Source organism: Allobosea massiliensis (assembly GCF_042655245.1).
Lineage (GTDB): Bacteria > Pseudomonadota > Alphaproteobacteria > Rhizobiales > Beijerinckiaceae > Allobosea > Allobosea massiliensis.
Window position 1 is genome coordinate 1 of sequence record NZ_JBHSLU010000164.1, and the last position, 20135, is coordinate 20135.

A 20135-nucleotide genomic window follows, 5' to 3' on the forward strand; every position below is an offset into this window, starting at 1 on the left:
TCCCATCGTCAGCCTGCCAGCCGTGGCCGCCTGACCAGCCCGACCAAAGCCGGCACGCGGTGGCTCTGCGAAGCTACACCACCAGCAGGGACACGACCGCAACCGCCTGAACCCGCTTGGCTGAAACGCGCTCGGCCTCTGCCTCTAAAGCCGCCTGGAAGACGCCTGAGAGGCGGTTGGCGTCCTCATGGCGCTCTCTGGCGCGGCGATCATCCTCAGCCGCCTCAGCGGCTTCCTGGCGAAGCCTGCGTGCCCGCCCGCCGATCCATGCTGCTAGAACTGCGAAGCCTCTTGGTTCGGCGGCGTTGATCGCGTCGAGGCGCGCACTGGCCGCGTGCATCGCATCCCGCGTCGCCCTGCTCGCCTGCCGCGCGCGGTCGGCGCGGAGCCGTGCCTGGATCAGGCTGTCCGGCATCGGCAAGGGGACTCTCGCAAGGGCGAGCTTTTCGCGAGCAGCGTCATGAACTTCCCGGAGTTCATCGAGCCGGCGTTGCAGATAGCGGCGCTCGACCTCGGCCTTGATCTCAGGCATCGAGATCGCGGAAGCTAGCGCTGTCGCTGCGGCACGATCCCGGACACGGCGACGGGCCGAGGCAGGATCACCTGCTCGATGCGGTGCAGGCTGCCGCGGATGCTCCGCTGCTCCACCAGGATGTCCGTTAGGGCCTCGCGGATCAGATCCAACGGTGTCGGCCCCTCCCGATCCTCCAGCAAATCGAGTAGGCGGAGCAAGGTCTCGGTCTTGCTGTCGACCTTCCGGGTGCGGATCAAAAGCTCCTGTTCGAGGGGCGGCATTGTAGTGCTCATCGGTTACCTCCATTCGGGCGACGACATCGCCGCGCTTCTGCCTGACAATCCGGTCCAGAGCGCCGATGACGACGCCGCCTGACGATTGCACGACCCAGACACCCTGCTTCTGACCCGGCACGACGAGCAGGCCAGCCTCGGCCAAGGCGGCGCGGAAGGATGCCGGTGTGTCGCCCTGCGACCATGCGGCGGTCACGACTGAGCGCGCCGCGACATCATCAATGCCTTGACGGGTCAGGGCTTGCCTTGCAGAGGCCGTCACGACGGATCGCGGGACCGGTTCAACGCACTCGGTCGTCAGCAGCGCATCGGCGATCTCGGGAAGGCCCCGCGCACGAAGCGCCTTGGCGACGGCCTTGTCATGCCGGCCACGTGTCAGGGGTTCGCGATGGGACCATTCCAGTTCCCTCGCCAGGCGCTCAAGCCGCAGATGTGACCAGGCATCGTCAAGGCGCTGACTGGGGCCGAGCCAGTGCGATACGACCACATGAGCGTGCAGCGACCCGCGTCCGGCTGCGCCTGGCTTGTGATGCAGGACGATGACGTGAGGATGGGTCGCCGGATCGCCGCCCAGTTCCCGAACGACGGACGCTGCGGCCACTACGAGATCACCTGCGGCCCATTCCGCTGACGGAGAAAGTGAGATGTGATGGAAGGCCGCTGCGCCTGGTGGCGCGAGACGGCGCATGGCGTTAAGCGCCGCTTCGACACCCATAGCGGCGAGGCCGACCATGGAATGCACCCGTGGAGGAATTCCGGCATCCGGCTTCATGAGGTGCTTGGCGAGATTTCGGGCATCGCGTCGTGTCCGACCGTGTCGGGCATGCGCTATGATCACCGGGCCGACGCCTCCAAGCGTGCATCGATCAGGGCCAGTTGCGCGCGAAGGCGATCAAGCGCGTCGGCATCGACGCGCCCGCCAGTATGCGCATGCCGGCAGAGCTGATTTGCGAGCCCACCGACCCTGCTGACCGCGACCGTGGCCTCTCGTAGTGCGACGGTCAGCTCGGTTTGCTGGCGAGGCATCGGGCGGCGGCGGGTCGTCCCGATGGCGCGGCGCACAGCCTCGGCGGCATAGGTGGAGGTCCCGATGCCTGCCGCCGTTGCCGCCTCGCGAAGCGCGGCAAGCTCGTCGGGGCGCAGCTTGTAGGAGAGCGGACGATGGACGACGGCCATGACTTGCCTCGGGGGTTCCACAGGGGGCTTGCCCCCTTGGCCAGTCTGCGCGTACTACCGCGCACTGCTGGCTTTCAAAGGCTACCTGATGATTATGCGCGCTCTCGAAAGGGTCAATGGTAGTACTCGATTCGGAATCCGTGCGGCGTTTCTTGCGCGTCCGTAACCGATTCGTTTCCTCCCGCAACCGCCCCCGCCGGTAATACCGTTGCGTTAGATTCGCGTTAACCAGACAATTGTGCGACCGCCAACCTACGGGGCTGCACATGACTTGGAATCCAGAATACACGCCCGCTCCTTCCGTGTTCTCTCCAACGACGGAAACCGTTGTCTGGGACGGAGACGCCGAGGCATTCGTCAGGCTGACGATCGCCGCCTGTGGCAGGATTTTGGCTCGCAGCGAACTTGATCCGCCGGAGCGGCGGGCGGCACTGCGCCGCCTCTTCGCGCTGCGCACCAGCCGGGAAGAGCAGAGGGCAATAGGCCGCCTCCTGAGGGATTTCAGTCTGCTCGTAGTGCGAGGTGCCGCGCCCACCGCAGCGCCGATGTCCCAGCGGGTTGAATTGCTGTCCAGACTGTTCGTAGCCAGTTCCGACAGCCAAGCGGTGGCGGCATTCGTCGAGCACATGGAGATCGGGATGCGCGACTTCCTCGTCCTGGCCTGGTGCGTGGCTGCCGTCTCCGTAGCAGCCGGCGATCCGCTGCCGCGACTGGAAGACCTCGATGCCGATCTGCCCTTCATGCCGGCATATGGCCTGGATCGCCCTGCATCCCAGTTCGATGCCGATGCGATCCTAGCCGAGATCGATGCCGACGAGCCGGAGGGTGGCGGTGGACCCGCTCTGCGCCCCACCTTCTCCCGGCAGTAGGCGTCACGGCCTGCATCGCCGTGACGATCAGCCCCGCACCGGCAGAGCTGGCCGGGTTGCGCCGCCGGGGTGGGGCGGGTGGCTTCCACTGCGTCGAAAGCCTGCTGGGACGCTGTGCCGCGCTCCTACGACCGTGCGGGCTGCCAGCGACATGAGATCAAGCGGCAGCTGGCCCATCGTCGGCGGCCAATGCCCGATAGACGCTTGCCCTGGCGATCCCCAGTTTCTTGGCAATCTCCGATGGCCCTAGGCCATCCTGGCGAAGCCGAGCGATCTCGCCGGCATCGATGGACGGCTTTCGCCCCCGGTAGACTCCCGCCGCTTTCGCCTTGGCGATGCCCTCCAACTGCCGCTCCTGCCGAAGGCTCGTCTCGAATTCGGCGAAGACCGCTAGCATGTCGAGGAAGGCCTTGCCGGCGGCGGTGCTGGTGTCGATAGGCTGCTCGGTCGCCTTCAGCGCAACGCCCTTGGCCTTCAACTCGCGGACAATGTCCTGCAGGTCGCCAACCGAGCGGGCGAGCCGGTCGATCCGGGTTACGACAAGAGTGTCGCCGGACCGCACGAAGTCCATGAGGATGCGCAACTCCTTGCGCCCCTCCGTCGTTGTCCCGGTGATCTTCTCCTCGCGGATCGTCGTGCAGCCGGCGCGGATCAGAGCCTCGCGCTGGACGGTCAGATGCTGGTCGGTGGTCGATACACGGGCATAACCGTATAGGCGGGCATCGGGCTGCGACATGAAACACCTTGTCTCGTTTGGGTCTAGAGATAGCCAGCTTGCCGTCTCAGAACGCATTGAACAACCCTAAAGAGACGGCTTTCTTGTCTCATGAGATTGACCCGCTAGGGTATACCCGATTGAGACGGCGCGCTGATGCTGACTGATCGGCCTGAGATGACCGCCCACATCATCCGTCAGGAGGCTTCTCCAACGCTCTTCGCGCCTGATCCTCAAGGAAGCGCCGAATGCGTCGTTGAATGGGTCTGGCGGGCTTCCCGTTGCCTTCTCGACGGCTGAGCGGACGCTTGCCGCCGTATGGCCATGCTTGCCACATCCATCGCATTCGATACGGTATGCGCTTGGGCATGAAGGCATGGGTATCGCGGTCGACCTCGATGGACGATGGGGTGACGCTGGGAACGGGATGTCCAGTCGAGGGGAGAGTTAGCCCGAGATTCGTTGTAGAATACCCCCGCGAGGTGGCCTCGGGCGTCGTGGCAGGCTCGCCGCTACCCGTGTGAGGCGCGGGGACGCTCCTAGGGTCCGGCGCCAGGACGGCGCAGAGCCTTCTACAGCCGTCCAAGCGGAGCCGGACGTATCCAACGACGCCGTCGCTGCCAGCCCCCCTCCAGAGTGCCTCCCGGCGCATTTGGCGCGGTTTCTTGGGCAGGACGGTCACAGTGCTTCCGCTGCGTTCAAGTTGGTGGTCCGCGATCTGGCGACGGAAGACGGCGAACTCGCCGGCGGGACGGACCAGCCGTGGCCGGTCCAGGTCCCACAGCTCTAAAAGGGCATCGTCAGGCCAGCGCTGCATTTCACGATGGTCTACGACCCACTGCGTCATGTAATTGACCACGGAGGCAGGGTTTATCAGCGGCTTTTCGCCGCTCCATGGCGTCGAAAATTTGGTTCCGATGCGCTGGCGAACAGTATCGAGGTCGCCGATTGCAACATCCCAAAGGCAATGGGCATGGACATCCCACCTACCCATCTTCAAATCGAAACGGATATGCACCACGGTGAGTAGCGGGCGCAGCAAACCTTCGGACACCAGCCGCTTCGTGAACGTGTTGTATTTGTCGGCGAAGCGCTCCAACTCAGCCGCGAGTTCTCCGATGGCAGCCTTGGCCGCCTGGGCTTTACCCGGAGCCGCCTTGGCCGGTCTGGGCCGTAGTAGGAAATGGCGGGTATTGGAGAGATCGCGGCCCTCCTTGAAGAGGTCGAATTCGGCGCTGGTACGCGCAGCGCGCTTCCCGAGTATGCGGGCGAAGGCCAAGCGCTCGCGATAGGCCGGCGGCTCGAACAGGCGTCCCGGTTCGACTTCCACGTCCTGAAAGACCCGGCGATCTGATCGGAACGGCTCGCGACCGAGGCGAAGCAGCCGCTGGGCGGTCTGCTCGTCGAACGCATGCCGTTCGTCTGGTGTCAGCGGAGGACGCTTCTCGGGCACATCTTGACGGTTCTCCGGGCGAGCGTTCAGCAACTCGTCGGGCAAGTCGTCTTCGAAAAGCGCGAGTAGGCCGGCATCAAGCATGGGGGGCTCCGGCGCGGCGGCGGCCAGCCTTCGCCTTCATGTCGCGCTCGGCGACGGCTACAAACATCGCCCGATCCTCAGCAGCACCGGGAGCGGGCTCACCGCGCGCTCCGTGGTAGTTGAGATGATCGAGGTCTACGCCGATAGAGATGGCATCGAGGGTTGTCTTGAGATGTTTCATGAACACGCCCTTCGAATAGCGCGACCTCTCGCTCGAACGGACGCCACTGTCATGGCCGGTGATCTCGTCTGCCCAGCCGAGATTGAGCCCTGGCATGTTCTGCAGATCGGTCGAAACGTTGTGTCGGAAGCTATGGAAATCGACCAACAAAACGTAGCAGTCGATACCCCGACGATACTCCGTGAACCAACCGCTGAAGGCTGCCGACCTACGGCTTCCTACGCCCTGAGGAATCAACTCGGGGAACAGCGGTTCGTCTGCTGCCCGGCCCCAATACCGGTATTCGAGGAACCCCATACGCAGAAGCGCCTCCGGGATCGGGAGATCGCGATCCGATTCCGGGGTCTTGCTATCCCTGATGCTCAGGCAAGCGATACCGTCGATCATGATGATGTCGCCTACCTTGAGTGAGCAGATTTCATCCTCGCGAGCGCCGGTATGCCGTCCGAGCAGCGGCACCCAGAACCGCGCGTCCTTGAAGATCATCGTGCCGGCGGTGGCACGGCGATGAAAGCTCTTGCTCCCGGTCCAGACCGGCGAGGTGAACAGCGTCTCCACCATCGCGGGCGGCCATGCCTTCCGCTCATGACGCGCTTGCTTGCCCTTGGGTTTCGGCTGGATGAAGCCCGTGAACGGGCTCTCCGCCTCCTTCGGCAGCCGACCATTGATCTGGCACCAATTCCAGTACTCGATCAAATTGCCCGTGTGCTTGTCGACGGTCTTGACCTTCAATCTGGGGATCATGGCCGCCTTGGGCGGTCGGGTGTCGTCGATGACCTTGGCGTCCTGAATGACCTCTCTCAACGGCATGCCGCGCCAGCACTTCGCCTTGTCGTAGAACTTGGGGAGGGCGAACAGCAGCCTGCGAAACTCCGAGACCTGCGCTCGGTCTATATCAGCTGCCGGCTTGTTCCCGACCAGTTCCTGAAACAGCTTCCGGGAGGATCGGCCATTGGAAGCGGTATCGGCCTTCCAGAGGCCGTTAGAGAGCTTCGATGCCTCGAAGTCATTCCAGTGGCTAAGGAACGGTGCAGCCGGCATCGGCTTCGCTTTTTTCGGCATCCATGGCCCTGACGCCTTCGGCGGGATTGGCGCGATCTCGCCTGCCGCGATCCGCGAACGTTCCTCGGCGATGGCGGCCAGTCCGCGCAGCATGGTGCGGGCCAGAAGCTGTCCATCAGGCGACGCACGGTCAGTGGCAGGGGCGATCACCTTCATCATGCCGCCGATAATCGGCTCCATGCTGCTCGCGGCCTCGGGATCACGCCCCGACAAAGCCGCAGAGATCGCCTGCTTTTCCCGGGGGCGCACCACGGTATCGCCGATGATGCGGAACAAGTCGTCCAATTCGCGGGTCGGGACCGATCCCATCTGATCGGCTTCGGCCTTGCTGAAGTAGGCGTAGCCGCCGGATGCCGACAGGTCGGCCTCGAAGCGCTCCGAGCAGACGTCCACCCAGATGCGGACGCGCTGCTCGGCCTCGCTGCGGCTCATGGTGGTGGCAAGGTCGGTCAACAGGCTCTCCATCGCAACGCGGACGGCGCGCGCTCGCGAGATGGCGAGCGTGCGCGAATTCGTCCTGAGGTTGACGATAAGCTCACCCGGAAGTTCGAATTCGACAATGCCCTTCGGAATACGGGCTCGAAACCGATACCTGTCGCCGCGCCGTTGGAGGTAATGTCCGTGCCGCATGTGGTCCACCAATGTGGACCGATTTCGCGCCCCAGGAGAGGGGTCTCGCCTAAACTGTTGCCAAATCCCGCTTTTCAGGAACTTGGCTGGGGGACTAGGACTCTGAGACATTTTCAAAAATCAGAAAAACCGGTCTAAATTTGCGATTTAGCCCGAATTTTGATCGCTTTTCCTGTCTTCGCGCTACCCGAGTGGACCTGTTCGGTGGACCTTCGTCAAGGGGGCTCGCCTTCCCAAGGCGCCTCAGATCCAAACCCTTCCATGTGACGAAGAGTCGGATTCCCGTTCCACTTGATCAGGGCGGAACTAGAGGCGTCCGGACTGTTGTAGCAGGTACTGCGCGCAGTCGAGGCCGCATATGCTGCTGAGCGGGCGGCATGACCCATGACATCGCTGCATCTCATAACGATATGGTAGGTGGTAAATCCGGACTCGGGAGTATGGCCCCTTGTTGCTCCGGTAGCCGCGGTACCAATCGTCGCGGCGGATATCAAACGCACCCATAGCGCCCTCCCCGGCCCGGAAGAAACGCGCCAAGAGCTAAACTTGGCGCAGGGCCCGGAAACAGACATTCATCCGGTGCGGAGAACTCCCTTCTACCGATGCACTTTGGCCTTTAGCGGCCGACAAACTATGGCGGAGCGGTAGAAGTGCACGTTCAGCTATGTCGCCGGCTCAGGCATGGATCGCGATAATCGGGCCGCAAGGAAATCGACGAAGACGCGGATGCGCGCGGGCGTCGTGGCGCCGCCGACGAAGACGGCGTGGATGATCTCGACATCGCCGGGATTGAACGCTTCCAAGATCGGCACGAGCCTTCCTTCGGCGATCTCCTGCGCGACGCTGAAGGCGCCGACACGGGCGATGCCGACGCCGATCGCTGCAAGCTGGCCGAGCGTCTCGCCATTGTTTGCTTCGATGTTCCCCTTCACGGTCAGGGCGAATTCGCGACCATCGCGCAGGAACGGCCAGACCGGCTCGGCACGGCGGAAGTTGAAGTTGAGGCAGTTGTGTCGGTGCAGGTCCTCGGGGGTCTGCGGCGCACCGAAGCGGGCGAGATAATCGGGCGAGGCAACGATCAGGCGCCGCGTCTCGCCGAGCTTGCGGGCGGTCAACGTGCTGTCGGCGAGGATGCCGAAACGCACCGCGACATCGGCCTGCCCGGCGGCGACGTCGATCACCGTGTCGGTGAGCGCGATGTCGACGAGAATATGCGGATAGAGCGCCGCAAAGTCCCTCAGCAGCGGCACGATGCAGAGCCGCCCATGCGACAACGCGGCGCTGACCCGAAGGCGCCCGCGCGGCGCGCCCTGATCGGCGATCTGCTGCTCGGCATCGTAGAGATCGGCGAGGATGCGGCGCGCCGCCTGCAGATAGGCCTGCCCCTCCGCGGTGATCGAGAGCGCCCGTGTCGAGCGCAGCAGGAGCCGCACGCCCAGCCTCGCCTCGATACGATCGATCGTGCGGCTCACCGCGGACGGGCTCAGGCCCAGCAGGCGCCCGGCCGCCGAAAAGCTGCCCTGTTCGACCACGGCGGCGAACATCGAAAGCGAATGGGCCCGGTCGGCGCCCAACAGCATCTTTGCGTCCATCGCAAATATCCTCGCCGGACAGGCCGGATAATCCCCGGGAGAAGCCGTCGCTATCTATGCAGCAGCCTATCAACGGAAGAGCAAGCCAATGGAATATCGTCAACTGGGATCGTCGGGCCTGCGCGTTCCGGCCCTGAGCTTCGGCACCGGCACGTTCGGCGGCCAGGGGCCGCTTTTCAGCGCCTGGGGACAAAGCGATGCGCGCGAGGCGCGGCGCATGATCGACATCTGTTTGGAAGCCGGCGTGACGCTGTTTGATACGGCGGACGTCTATTCGAATGGAGCTTCGGAGGAAATCCTCGGCGAGGCCTTGCGCGGTCGTCGTGGCGACGTCCTGATCTCGACCAAGACCGGCCTGCCCTTGGGCGATGGTCCGCAGGATTGGGGCGTGTCGCGTTCGCGGCTCATCGGCGCGGTCGATGCCGCGCTGAAGCGCCTCGGCGCCGACCATATCGATCTGCTCCAGCTCCATGCCTACGACGCGTCGACCCCGGTCGAGGAGTTGATGGGGACGCTCGACGGGCTGATTGCACAGGGCAAGCTGCGCTATGCCGGCGTCTCTAACTATCCCGGCTGGCAGCTGATGAAGGCGCAGGCGGTGGCCGATCGCCATGGCTGGGCACGGTTTGTCGCGCATCAGGTCTACTACTCGCTGATCGGCCGTGCCTATGAAACGGAACTGATGCCGCTCGGCCTCGACCAGGGCATCGGCGCGCTGGTTTGGAGCCCGCTCGGCTGGGGGCGCTTGACCGGCAGGATCGCCCGCGACAGGCCCGTGCCAGATGGCAGCCGCCTGCACGAGACCGAACAGTTCGCGCCGCCCGTCGAGAGCGAGCATTTCTACCGCGTCATCGACGCGATCGAAGCCGTCGCCGCCGAGACCGGCCGCACCGTGCCCCAGATCGCGCTCAACTGGCTGCTTCGGCGCCCGACGGTCTCCTCGGTGATCATCGGCGCACGTAACGAGGAGCAGTTGCGTCAGAATCTCGGCGCCATCGGCTGGTCTCTGACGGCCGAGCAAATCGCCGCGCTGGATGCTGCGAGCGAGGTGCTGCCGCCCTATCCCCACACGCCCTATCGGCAGCAGGAGGGCTTCGCCCGCCTGGCTCCGCGCGTCATCTGAGGTCTCGCCATGAAACTCAATCCCGGATTGATCGCGCTCTCGATCGGCGCCTTCGGCATCGGCGTCACTGAGTTCGCCCCGATGGGCCTGCTGCCCATCATCGCAGCGGATCTCGGCGTCTCGATCCCCAGCGCGGGGCTGCTGATCAGCGCCTATGCGCTGGGCGTGATGCTCGGCGCCCCGCTGATGACCCTGACGACGGGCCGCGTGCCGCGGCGCACACTCCTGATCGCGCTCGCCGGCATCTTCACCGCCGGCAATCTGCTCGCGGCCGTGTCCGACAGCTATGGCATGCTGTTGGCTGCGCGCCTGCTCACCTCCCTCAATCACGGCGCCTTCTTCGGCGTTGGCTCCATCGTCGCGGCAAGCCTCGTCCCGCCCCAGCGGCAGGCGGGCGCGGTCGCGGCCATGTTCATGGGCCTGACCATCGCCAATGTCGTGGGCGTGCCGCTGGCGGCCTGGGCGGGCGAGCATCTCGGCTGGCGCGCCGCCTTCTGGGGCATCGCGGCGCTGGGCCTGGTGACCATGGCGGCCCTGCGGCTGACCCTGCCGCCGCTGCCGGCGCCGAAGGGCGCCAAGGTGATGGCGGAATTACGCGCGCTGACGCGGGGCGACGTGCTGGGAGCGCTGGCGATCACGGTCATCGGATCCAGCGCGATGTTCACCGTTTTCACTTATATCGCGCCGATCCTGCGGGAGGCGACGCGTGCCTCGTCCGCCTTCATCACGGCGATGCTGTTTACCTATGGAGTCGGCCTCACGATCGGCAACTGGCTGGGTGGCCGCTTCGCCGATCGCTCGGTCGACCGGACGCTGATCGTGACGCTGGCGTCGCTCACGGCCGTCCTTGTCGCCTTCGCGATGCTAATGGGCCACGCAACCGCGAGCGCCGTGCTGATCTTTCTGTGGGGCATAGCGAGCTTCGCGCTGGTGCCGCCGCTGCAGGTGCGGGTGATGTCGGCGGCGTCGGAAGCACCGAACCTGGCCTCTGCCGTCAATATCGGCGCGTTCAACCTCGGCAACGCCTTCGGTGCCGCGCTCGGCGGCGGTGTCATCGCCGCCGGTTGGGGCTATCCGATGGTGGCGCTGGCTGGAGCCGCGACTTCGGCGATCGGCCTCGTGGCGGTCTGGTTCGGCACGAGGCCTGATCGCGCCCGGCTGTGCCCGGATATCAATCCATAGGTGTCGTGGGCACCGGGAGTTGGTGAGCGCCAGGGCTGTCGGAGTCTGCAAAGCGATGGCACTCGCTCCTGCTCGACCGGGCGTCATCCGCCAGATAGCTGTGAACCTGCGCAACGACGGCAGCGCCATCGCCAACGGCGGCAGCGACGCGTTTGGTAGACCCTGCTCTGATGTCGCCGATTGCAAAGACGCCCGCCTGATTGGTCTCCAGTGTTCGGAGAACCTCGCCGGGATTGTTCCCGCATGACGTCAACGACAGTCCCGTCTTCACGAAGCCGGCTTTGTCGACGGCGACGCAGTTGGCCAGCCAGTCCGCGTTCGGTTCGGCTCCGATGAATAGGAACAGGTGCCGCAGCGCGCGGTGATGCCTGGTCCCGTTCGTACGGTTGCTGAACATAGCCCCCGTAAGCCCGCTCGACTTGTCCCCCTCAAGCGCGACGACCTCCGTTTCCGCGTGGATCTCGACATTCGGCAACGCCGCGATGCGGTCGATCAGATATCGCGACATCGTCGCTGTAAGATCCCTGCGGCGTATGATGAGGTGCAGTCGCTTCACCTTTGGGGCGAGGAACACGACGGCCTGCCCGGCGGAATTGCCGCCGCCCACCAGCGCGACCTCTTCTCCTTCGCAGAGGCGGGCTTCGACGGGAGAGGCCCAATAGGAGACGCCGTTGCCTTCGAACAGTTCGAGATCCGCGATCTCCGGGCGGCGATAGCGAGCGCCCGCGGCGATCACAACCGTCCTGGCCTGAATGCTCGCTCCATTTGTGAGCGTCAGGCGTTTGATCTCGCTATCGCGGCAATCGAGCGCAGTCACCGCCAGGGGGATCGCAATCTCCGCGCCAAATTTCTGAGCTTGATTGTAAGCGCGCCCGGCAAGCGCCTGCCCTGATATCCCGGTGGGAAAGCCGAGATAGTTCTCGATCCGCGCCGAGGCACCCGCTTGGCCGCCAAAGGCCCGCTGATCGAGGACGAGCACGCTCAGCCCCTCCGATGCCGCGTAGACAGCCGCGGCCAAACCAGCAGGGCCAGCGCCCACGATGGCGGTATCGTAGATCTTGGACGGATCGAGCTGGGGCGTCATTCCGAGGCAGACGCTCGCTTCCGCATTGCTCGGATGCTTCAGAACGGTGCCGACGGGACAGATCATCAGGGGCAGATCATCGGGTTGCAGCCCCAACCGCTCAATGATTTCGCGCCCTTCTCCTGATACTGCCGCATCGATCGTCGTATGGGGATAGCCGTTGCGGGACAGGAATCCCTGAAGACGCACTAGCTCGCTCTCTCCCGTCCGCCCAATCAGCACCGATCCCGCCGAATCCCCCTCGAGAAGCGCCACTCGGCGCAGGATCAGCGCGCGCATGACGATTTCGCCAAGATCGGCCGAACCGATGATCAGCGCCCGCAAATGTGCGGCATCCAGGGGAATCGCCAGACAACCTTCCGCTCCCGCCTTGCCGGCGGCGAGCGAGCCACGGCCTGCAAGCTGGCTGATCTCGCCGGTGAATTGTCCGCTGCCGTGAACCGTGATGGGATTCTCGCGCCCGAGTCCGTCACGGCGCACGACGTCGATCGCGCCGTCCAGTATCATCCACACCGGCGCGTCGTGATCGCCAACGTCGAACATCGGTTCATTCGGTCGGAACTGGCGCGCAGGGCCGCTTGCAAACCGCCTGAAGGTGGCGATCTGCTCGGCACTAAGCACCGGGAACATCTGATGACCACGTCCCTCGATCGGGCTCATTTTTAGTCTCCCGCCGCGAATGTCCTAAACGATCCAGGCCGTCGTCGACGCGAGCCTAGCGACGCGAGCCTAGCGATGTGAACCGGCGCGCGGGCGGATCGCATCGCGAGCGGCCTGCCTCAGGGCGGAGACAAGGCTGTCAACGTCCCGCTCGCCATCATAGCGAAACCCGTTGATGAACAAGCTCGGCGTGCCGTTCACGCCGCTGCGGATGCCGCCCGCGAAATCCTCCTTGATCTTGCGGTCGAAGCGGCCACTGAAGCCTTCCGCAACGACCTGGGAATCGAGGCCGAGGCGCAGGCCATAAGCGTAGAGATCTGCGTCGCGCAGTGCGGCCTGGTTCTCGTAGAGCAGGTCATGGGCCTGCCAGAACTTGCCAAGCCCTGCGGCAGCCTCCGCGAATTCCGCCGCGCGCACCGCATGGGGATGCATTTCGGCGAGAGGAAAGTTGCGAAAGACGAAGCGCAACTTGTCGCCCATGGCGCGCTGTACCGCCTTGAGGACAGGATAGGCCTCGCCGCAATACGGGCATTCATAGTCGCCGTACTCGACGAGTGTGACGGCAGCCTGCGCCTGGCCCTGGACATGGTCCTGGCTGCCAACCGGAATCGCGAGGCGGTTCATGACGGGGTTCCTTGCTTGAGCGCCGCGGCGCCGAGTGTGTCGAGCGCGTCGAGAATGCCGTCCGCGCCCGGGTTGATGCCGACCGGCGAAACGAAGCTCCAGCAAATGATGCCGGCCCCGTCGATGACGAAGAGGGCGCGTTCGCTGGTCCCCTCCTTTTCGCGATAGACGCCGAAGCTGCGCGCGACCGCGCCTTTCGGTTCGAAATCGGCCAGCAACGGGAAATGCAACTTGCGGTCGGCGGCGAAGGCAGCGTGACACCAGACCCCGTCCACCGAGATGCCGACGAGTTGCGCGCCGGCCTGGTGGAACGCGGGCAGAATCTCGTTGTAGAGCGCCATCTGGTCGCCGCAGACCGGGCTCCAGTCCGCGGGATAGAAGGCGAGGATCACCGGCTTTCCGCGCAGATCGTCGAGTGAAACGGTCTGGTCAGGGGTCGCCGGCAGCGTGAAGGCCGGGGCGACCCTGCCAACAGGCAGGGCCGACGTTGAAACGATATCGGACATGATCGTTCTCCTGCGATCGGGCGGAGGGGCGCGCTCAGCGCGCTTGCCGCGTCGTCTCGTAGAGAAACCAGCTCCGGCGTTCGGCTTCGTCGATCCAGACCTCGATCAGGCTGGTCGACGCGACGTCGTTATGGGTTTCGCAGACGCCGTGGGCGGCGCGCAGGAAACCGGTCAGGCTGCGGTTGTCGTCTGCGAGCTCGGCCAGCATGTCCTGCGGCGTGACGTATTCGGCGTCGTTGTCCAGCAAGCGCTGGATCCGGCCGATATGGCCGACCGAGCGCAGCGTCGTGCCGCCGACCTTGCGGACCCGCTCGGCCAGCGCATCGGTCTTTGCGAAGATCTGCTCGCCCTGCTCGTCGAGCATCAGATGGTAGTCGCGGAAATGCGGCCCCGACATGTGCCAGTGGAAATTCTTGGTCTTGAGATAGAGCGCGAACATGTCGGCCAGAACGCCGGTCAGCGCGGCGGCGATGTCGGTGGTGGCGTTGACGCCAAGATCGGTCGGGGTGCGCAGCGCGGCCCCGCGCTTGGCATGGAGGGACAGGTCGTTCATGGCAGTTCTCCGGGATGAGTGCGAGGAGCCTCTCTCCTCGACATCCCGACCCTAGGTCTCGGCCGCCATCGCCTGAATCGGACGAAGGCATGTCGGCCTCATACCTAGGTTTGTGAGGGCTCCCGGAGACCAACCCGATCTAAACTCCTGTATGATTTCAATGCCCGCCGCTTTCGCGAAAGTGATGGTGCGGATCAACGCATCCGCGTCCATCACGGGGGCTGACATGAAGGTACAGATCGCTTTATCCGGACAGGCCGAGGAGGCCCGGCGCGCAGCGGAGTCCGCGCGCTCTGCGATGGCGCGGCTGATGGCGGTGGCCGGACACGATCTCCGGCAGCCGATCCAGGTGGCGATGCTGTCGATCGCGCGAGCGGTCGGCGAAGGTGTGTCCCCGCCAGCCGCCAGGCGGTTGACGCTCGCGATCGAGGCCATGAAGCGGCTGGGGACGGAGCTGGACGATATCGCGCGCCTGTCCCAGCGCGATGAGGGACTGCGGCCAAATCGGCGAGCGGTCTATCTCGACGATGTGCTGTCCGAGGTCGAGCGCGACTGGCGCGCCTATGCCGATGCCTGCGGCACCGCTCTCGAGATCCCATCCGCGCGTGCCCGTGTCGACACCGACCCGGCGATGCTGAAGACGATCCTGCGCAACCTCGTCGGCAACGCCATCCGCCACAGCGGCCCGCGCGGCCGTGTCGTCGTCTCCTGCCGCCGCCAGGCGGACACGCTTTTCATCGATGTCAAGGATGACGGCGATGGCATCCCGGTTGCCTGTCTCGCCCGCATCTTCGACGCCTTCGAGCGCGGCCGCTCTGCCCAAACGGATGACGGCCTCGGACTCGGTCTGACGATCGTTCGGCAGACGGCGGAGATGCTGGATCATCCGATTTCGGTGCGGTCGGTCGAGCACGAAGGCTCGGTCTTCTCGGTCGCCTTGCCACTGCTGGGCCCGCACGTCCCGCGCATGGTCGATCTGGGAACCGCCATGCGCTGCTGAAGGCGTCGCGACGGAGGTGACACTCCCAAGCATACCGGGAAGTGCATGCCGATGACGACAATATCCAATCGGAGACCACACCGATGCGCTATCTTGCCCCATCATTCGGGCTCGCGACCGAGGTTGGCTGCCGTTCATGTCTTTCCGATTCTCGACCGATCGAGCCAACCTCTCTCGCATCATGTCGCAGGGCGTCGTCATCCCCCCGGCTTCTTCCCGGTCTCAAGCAGCCCCGATGATGGCGTTTCGTCTTGCTGCAGCCTGTCTGGCGCTCGGCATCTTCCTATTCGACACGCTCTCGCCTTTGGAGGGTGCGGTCGCGGTTCTTTACGTGCTGGTGGTGCTGTTGGCTGCGGGCACCGACCGCCGTGGCGATATCCTCGTCGCGGCGGCGGCGAGCTTGCTCCTGACGATAGCCGCCTATGTCGATACGCATGGTCTGAAGCAAGCCGGTGCACCGACACTGCGGGCGCTGGTCAGCCTGGCTGCGACGACGATCGCGACGCTGCTGGCCCTGAAGAATCAGGCTGCGACCGCAACGCTGGCGGCACAGGCGCAACTGCTCAACCTGTCGCATGACATGATTTTCGTGCGAGACCCTTTCGGGCACATCACTTTCTGGAACCGCGCCGCGGAAGAAACCTATGGCTGGTCGGCTGCTGAGGCGACCGGCCGCATCGCCGACGAACTGCTTGAGCCGCGGTACGCGCTGCCGCGCGACGAGGTGGACCGCGTCCTGCGCGAGACCGGGCGGTGGGACGGCACGCTGGAGCATCGCAACAAGGCCGGTGGCTGGATCACCGTGGAAAGCCGCTGGGCCCTGCAACACGATGCCCAGGGACGCGTCGTCGGCGTGTTCGAGACCAATACGGATGTGACCGAACGCAAGGCCGCCCATGCGGCGCTGGTCCACAGTGAAAGGCGCTACCGGCGCATGTTCGACGCGAGCCGGATCGGTGTCGTCCAGGAGGACTGGAGCGCCGTGCGGACTGAACTCGCAGCTCTCGGGCTCGCTCACGCAGCCTCGCTCTCGAACTATATGGCGAGCCATCCCGAGTGGAGTGCACGGATACGCAGGCTGACGAAGATCGTCGACGTCAATCCGGCTTTTCTTGCGATGATCGGCGCCGGAAGCTCCTCGCATTTTCACGAGACGGTCGACGATGTGCTGAGCGAGACCGACCCAACGTTCGGTCCGGCCCTGGCCGCTTTCGCACGGGGCGACAGCTTCCACGAGGGCGAGACGGAGATCGTCAGGACGGATGGCCGCCGCGTTCCGGTCATCTTCGCGATCACCTTCCCGACGGCCGATGACGGCGACGGCAATGTGCTCGTCTTCGTCGTCGACATCACAGAACGGCGGCAGGCGCAGGATGCGGTGCTGCAGGCTCAGGCGGAGCTCGCCCATGCCGCGCGTGTCGCGACACTAGGCGAGCTCACAGCCTCGATCGCCCATGAGGTCAACCAGCCGCTGATGGCGGTCGTGACCAATGGCGAGGCAGCTCTGCGCTGGCTGCGCCGCGACAAGCCAGACCTGCAGGAGGTCGACAGCGCCGTTGGACGAGTCGTCTCGGAAGGCCGTCGCGCCAGCGAGATCGTCAAACGTATCCGCGCCTTCCTGACCAAGACTCCGACCCGATCGAACGCGCTCGACGTCGCGACGCTGATCGAGGAGGCTGCGCAGCTTGTGCAACGCGAACTCGCGCGCGCCGAGGTCGAATTGCGTATCGACGTCGAGACGGACCTGCCGCCTGTCATAGGCGACCGGATCCAGCTTCAGCAGGTGCTCGTCAACCTGATCGTCAATGCTGGCCAAGCGATGGCAGAGCACTATGGCCTGCGCCTGCTGACGATCACCGCCGGTCAGACGCCCGGCCAAGTGGCGGGCCAACCATCAGGCGCTTGTGTGGAGATCGCGCTGCATGACACAGGTCCGGGCATCTCGCCTCAGAACCTCGAGCGCCTGTTCGATCCCTTCTTCACGACCAAGCCGGACGGGATGGGCATGGGTCTTGCGATCTGCCGCACGACCGCTGAAGCTCATGGCGGGAAACTCTCGGTCGAGAGCCCGCCCGGCGGCGGGGCGACCTTTCGCGTAACCTTCCCCGTCCCACATCACGGTGCCCCGGCATGATCAGGCAGACCTCCGTCAAGCCGGCCCCGGCTGCCCCGAGCCTGCCGCTCGTCGTGATCGTGGACGACGATCAGGCGGTGCGTGAATCACTCGACAGCCTGATCCGGTCGATCGGGCTGGCGACGCGCCTTTTCGGCGCGCCAGCAGAATTGTTACAGGGAGACCTGCCCGACGTGCTGGGCTGTATCGTCCTCGACGTGCGCCTGCCCGGCATCAGCGGCCTCGACTTCCAGGACCAGCTCGCCCGGCAGGGGATCGCGCTGCCAATTGTCTTCATGACCGGACATGGGGACATACCCATGACCGTGCGGGCAATGAAGGCGGGTGCGGTCGATTTCCTGGCGAAGCCGTTCCGCGACCAAGAGATGCTCGACGCGGTGACGGCGGCGATCGAGCGCGACCGGCAACGCCGAAGCGCGACGGCTGTGTTGGACGATCTGCGCTCCGCCCACGCGACGCTGACGCCAAGGGAGCGTGAAGTGATGACGCATGTCGTCGCCGGGCTGATGAACAAGCAGGTCGCCGGCGTCCTCGGCCTTAGCGAGATCACGGTGAAGATCCATCGTGGCAACGTCATGAAGAAAATGGGCGTGCGCACACTGGCCGACCTGGTCCGCGCGGCCGAAGCTCTGGGCGTTCACAAGCCGTGAGCTTCGCTGGTGCAAACCTGCGTATGATGGCCGCACGACATACGATCGGTCATAACGGGGCTAGGCCGCGCACCGGAGCTTCCCTTTTGTGCGACCATTGGCACGAAGACGCGTGGACATGCAGCACATATCGACAGTCGCGATCGTCGACGACGACGACGGCGTTCGCAACTCCCTTGCCAGCCTGATCCGCTCGCTGGGCTACGAGGCCCGCAGCTACGGCTCGGCACCGCAGTTCCTGGCCGATCGCGAGAAGGGTGATCCCGACTGCATGATCGCCGATATCCAGATGCCCGAAATGAGCGGCGACGAGCTCCAGGCCGTCTTGGTCGCGGCGGGTCGGCGCTTCCCGATGATCTTCATGACAGCCTTTCCCACGGCTCCCGTGCGCGAGCGCGTGATGGCGGCGGGGGCCTGCGCTTTCCTCGACAAGCCGGCCGAGCCCGACACGATCGCGCATCACCTGGCTGCGGCGTTAGCGCATGGCCGCACCTGAGCGGCGACCCTACACCTTCGTATGAGGTGCTGATCCGAGCGTAGGATTCCGGCCCCCGCTCTCGCCACCTAGCCTGTCCCCGTCAGCCACCCAATGCGGAGACAAGGCCATGTCCAACGACCATCCCATCATCACCCGGCGAGCCGCTCTCGCCAGCATGGCTGCCGTCTCGGCAGTGAGCCTGATGCCTGCGGCAGCTTTCGCCCAGCCCTCGCGACCCCCCCAGAACGCACAAGGATCCACGAAAATGAGCAGCGGGTACGTCAAGACCAAGGACGGCGTCGAGATCTTCTTCAAGGACTGGGGCCCCAAGAGCGCCCAGCCGATCATGTTCCACCACGGGTGGCCTTTGTCGTCCGACGACTGGGACGCGCAGATGCTGTTCTTCCTCGCGAACGGCTACCGTGTCGTCGCCCATGACCGCCGCGGCCATGGCCGCTCGAGCCAGGTCGATACCGGCAACGACATGGATCACTACGCCGCCGATGCGTTTGCCGTCGTCGAGCATCTTGACCTCAGGAACGTGGTCCATATCGGCCACTCGACCGGCGGCGGCGAAGTCGCCCGCTATGTCGCGAAGTTCGGCCAGCCCCATGGCCGTGTCGCCAAGGCGGTGCTGGTGAGTTCGGTGCCCCCGCTGATGCTCAAGACGGAGAAAAACCCCGGCGGAACGCCGATCGCGGTCTTCGATGGCTTCCGCAAGGCGCTCGCCGCCAATCGCGCGCAGTTCTATCTCGATGTCGCCTCGGGCCCGTTCTATGGTTTCAACCGCGAGGGCGCCTCGGTTTCGCAGGGCGTGATCCAGAACTGGTGGCGCCAGGGCATGATTGGCGGGGCGCTGGCCCATTACGAAGGCATCAAGGCCTTCTCCGAGACCGACCAGACCGAGGATATCAAGGCGATCACCGTCCCGACGCTGGCGATGCAGGGCGATGACGACCAGATCGTGCCCTATACCGACGCATCGATGCTTCAGGCCAAGCTGCTCAAGAACGGCACACTCAAGATCTACAAGGGCTTCCCGCACGGCATGCTCACCACCCATGCCGAGGTCATCAATCCCGACCTCCTGGCCTTCGTGAAGGGCTGACGCGCAACCCACGAGCGCCATTATTGAGGGAGGGCGGATCATCTCCGCCCTCCCTTTCGTTTGGCGTGACGCCGGCTCACCAGTGATGCCGCGAGCGGTCCACGACACGCATCTTGCACGCGCCGGATCCTTGGCGCCTGTATCCTTGGCGCCCGGTACATCGGCGCCTGCAGCCGCAGTCGCCTTCTACAGAGCCATCCTGCCGCAGGTGCGGCACCGGCGCATCCCAATGGTCCCGCGGCATCGACGACAGGCTTGGGCGCCGGAACCGCGAGGCCAAGCCTGATAGCTGAACCTCGGATCGCCCCCCGGCCAGTAGCATGGCGGCCGAATGTCTCGCGTGCCGTGCCTGCGTTCGCGCTTCTCTGGCATCTCACCCGCGCGCGATGAGCTCGTCTCCGATCACGCCGCCCAAGGGACGGGCCCTGCCCCGAACGCGAGAGACCAGGCACCTCGGGGAGCCC

At 64.9% G+C, this 20135-nt stretch carries 20 protein-coding genes and 1 pseudogene; 9 read left to right on the forward strand and 12 right to left on the reverse strand.

Features of this window, described 5'->3' with window-relative positions:
- Positions 1-73 precede the first annotated feature (73 nt).
- Entirely contained in the window at positions 74-532 is a 459-nt protein-coding gene (locus ACFPN9_RS29620; protein ID WP_377818108.1) for a hypothetical protein, read from the reverse strand.
- Positions 533-546: 14 nt separating this feature from the next.
- Positions 547-795: a hypothetical protein gene (locus ACFPN9_RS29625; RefSeq protein WP_066735468.1), complete on the reverse strand. Its 249-nt coding sequence runs from the start codon at positions 793-795 to the stop codon at positions 547-549.
- Between the two features lie 499 nt (positions 796-1294).
- On the opposite strand from ACFPN9_RS29625, the gene ACFPN9_RS29630 reads away from it, so the two are divergent.
- Complete coding sequence (locus ACFPN9_RS29630; protein ID WP_156449787.1) at positions 1295-1438, forward strand: hypothetical protein; 144 nt, start codon at positions 1295-1297, stop codon at positions 1436-1438.
- A 203-nt stretch (positions 1439-1641) separates the two neighbouring features.
- On the opposite strand, the gene ACFPN9_RS29635 is transcribed toward ACFPN9_RS29630, so the two are convergent.
- Positions 1642-1983: a hypothetical protein gene (locus tag ACFPN9_RS29635; protein ID WP_066735469.1), complete on the reverse strand. Its 342-nt coding sequence runs from the start codon at positions 1981-1983 to the stop codon at positions 1642-1644.
- A 266-nt stretch (positions 1984-2249) separates the two neighbouring features.
- On the opposite strand from ACFPN9_RS29635, the gene ACFPN9_RS29640 reads away from it, so the two are divergent.
- Entirely contained in the window at positions 2250-2852 is a 603-nt protein-coding gene (locus tag ACFPN9_RS29640) for a hypothetical protein (protein ID WP_156449786.1), read from the forward strand.
- A 157-nt stretch (positions 2853-3009) separates the two neighbouring features.
- Here the strand turns inward: ACFPN9_RS29640 and ACFPN9_RS29645 are convergent, their stop codons facing one another.
- The 5 genes and pseudogenes from ACFPN9_RS29645 to ACFPN9_RS29660 all read right to left on the reverse strand — a co-directional run bounded on the left by ACFPN9_RS29645 (position 3010) and on the right by ACFPN9_RS29660 (position 8569).
- Complete coding sequence (locus tag ACFPN9_RS29645; protein WP_066735476.1) at positions 3010-3588, reverse strand: recombinase family protein; 579 nt, start codon at positions 3586-3588, stop codon at positions 3010-3012.
- Between the two features lie 169 nt (positions 3589-3757).
- On the reverse strand, positions 3758-5104 hold the full coding sequence (locus tag ACFPN9_RS29650; RefSeq protein WP_066735479.1) for a hypothetical protein: 1347 nt from the start codon (positions 5102-5104) through the stop codon (positions 3758-3760).
- On the reverse strand, positions 5097-6800 hold the full coding sequence (locus ACFPN9_RS29655) for a site-specific integrase (protein WP_197432834.1): 1704 nt from the start codon (positions 6798-6800) through the stop codon (positions 5097-5099). Before ACFPN9_RS29655 ends, ACFPN9_RS29650 begins: the two co-directional genes overlap by 8 nt.
- Positions 6801-7088: pseudogene (locus ACFPN9_RS30345) on the reverse strand (DUF6538 domain-containing protein); the annotation flags it as partial. It abuts the gene before it with no gap.
- Between the two features lie 551 nt (positions 7089-7639).
- The gene (locus ACFPN9_RS29660) at positions 7640-8569 is read right to left on the reverse strand and encodes a LysR family transcriptional regulator (RefSeq protein WP_377818109.1); all 930 of its coding nucleotides are present in this window, start codon (positions 8567-8569) and stop codon (positions 7640-7642) included.
- Positions 8570-8657: 88 nt separating this feature from the next.
- Between ACFPN9_RS29660 and ACFPN9_RS29665 the strand changes: the two genes are divergently transcribed.
- Positions 8658-9692, forward strand: a complete 1035-nt coding sequence (locus ACFPN9_RS29665; protein WP_377818110.1) for an aldo/keto reductase — start codon at positions 8658-8660, stop codon at positions 9690-9692.
- 9 nt (positions 9693-9701) lie between these two features.
- A complete protein-coding gene (locus ACFPN9_RS29670) occupies positions 9702-10874 on the forward strand; it encodes an MFS transporter (RefSeq protein WP_377818111.1) in 1173 nt (390 codons plus the stop codon).
- Here the strand turns inward: ACFPN9_RS29670 and ACFPN9_RS29675 are convergent.
- The 4 genes from ACFPN9_RS29675 to ACFPN9_RS29690 all read right to left on the reverse strand — a co-directional run bounded on the left by ACFPN9_RS29675 (position 10864) and on the right by ACFPN9_RS29690 (position 14301).
- A complete protein-coding gene (locus ACFPN9_RS29675; RefSeq protein WP_377818112.1) occupies positions 10864-12618 on the reverse strand; it encodes an FAD-dependent oxidoreductase in 1755 nt (584 codons plus the stop codon). The genes ACFPN9_RS29670 and ACFPN9_RS29675 overlap by 11 nt on opposite strands.
- A gap of 69 nt (positions 12619-12687) precedes the next feature.
- A complete protein-coding gene (locus tag ACFPN9_RS29680) occupies positions 12688-13242 on the reverse strand; it encodes a DsbA family protein (RefSeq protein ID WP_377818113.1) in 555 nt (184 codons plus the stop codon).
- Positions 13239-13748, reverse strand: a complete 510-nt coding sequence (locus tag ACFPN9_RS29685) for a redoxin domain-containing protein (protein ID WP_377818114.1) — start codon at positions 13746-13748, stop codon at positions 13239-13241. Before ACFPN9_RS29685 ends, ACFPN9_RS29680 begins: the two co-directional genes overlap by 4 nt.
- Positions 13749-13782: 34 nt before the next feature.
- Positions 13783-14301 (reverse strand): Dps family protein, encoded by a 519-nt coding sequence (locus ACFPN9_RS29690; protein WP_377818115.1) that lies wholly within the window; start codon positions 14299-14301, stop codon positions 13783-13785.
- A gap of 226 nt (positions 14302-14527) precedes the next feature.
- On the opposite strand from ACFPN9_RS29690, the gene ACFPN9_RS29695 reads away from it, so the two are divergent.
- From ACFPN9_RS29695 to ACFPN9_RS29715, 5 genes are all read left to right on the forward strand, one after another.
- The gene (locus ACFPN9_RS29695) at positions 14528-15301 is read left to right on the forward strand and encodes a sensor histidine kinase (protein ID WP_377818116.1); all 774 of its coding nucleotides are present in this window, start codon (positions 14528-14530) and stop codon (positions 15299-15301) included.
- A gap of 238 nt (positions 15302-15539) precedes the next feature.
- Positions 15540-17435, forward strand: coding sequence for a PAS domain-containing sensor histidine kinase (locus ACFPN9_RS29700; RefSeq protein ID WP_377818117.1), 1896 nt, complete (start codon positions 15540-15542; stop codon positions 17433-17435).
- Entirely contained in the window at positions 17432-18085 is a 654-nt protein-coding gene (locus ACFPN9_RS29705; protein ID WP_377818118.1) for a response regulator transcription factor, read from the forward strand. The genes ACFPN9_RS29700 and ACFPN9_RS29705 overlap by 4 nt, the downstream gene beginning before the upstream one ends.
- Positions 18086-18203: 118 nt before the next feature.
- On the forward strand, positions 18204-18581 hold the full coding sequence (locus ACFPN9_RS29710) for a response regulator transcription factor (protein WP_377818119.1): 378 nt from the start codon (positions 18204-18206) through the stop codon (positions 18579-18581).
- A gap of 247 nt (positions 18582-18828) precedes the next feature.
- Positions 18829-19671 (forward strand): alpha/beta fold hydrolase, encoded by an 843-nt coding sequence (locus tag ACFPN9_RS29715; protein ID WP_377818120.1) that lies wholly within the window; start codon positions 18829-18831, stop codon positions 19669-19671.
- The last annotated feature ends 464 nt before the right edge of the window (positions 19672-20135 follow it).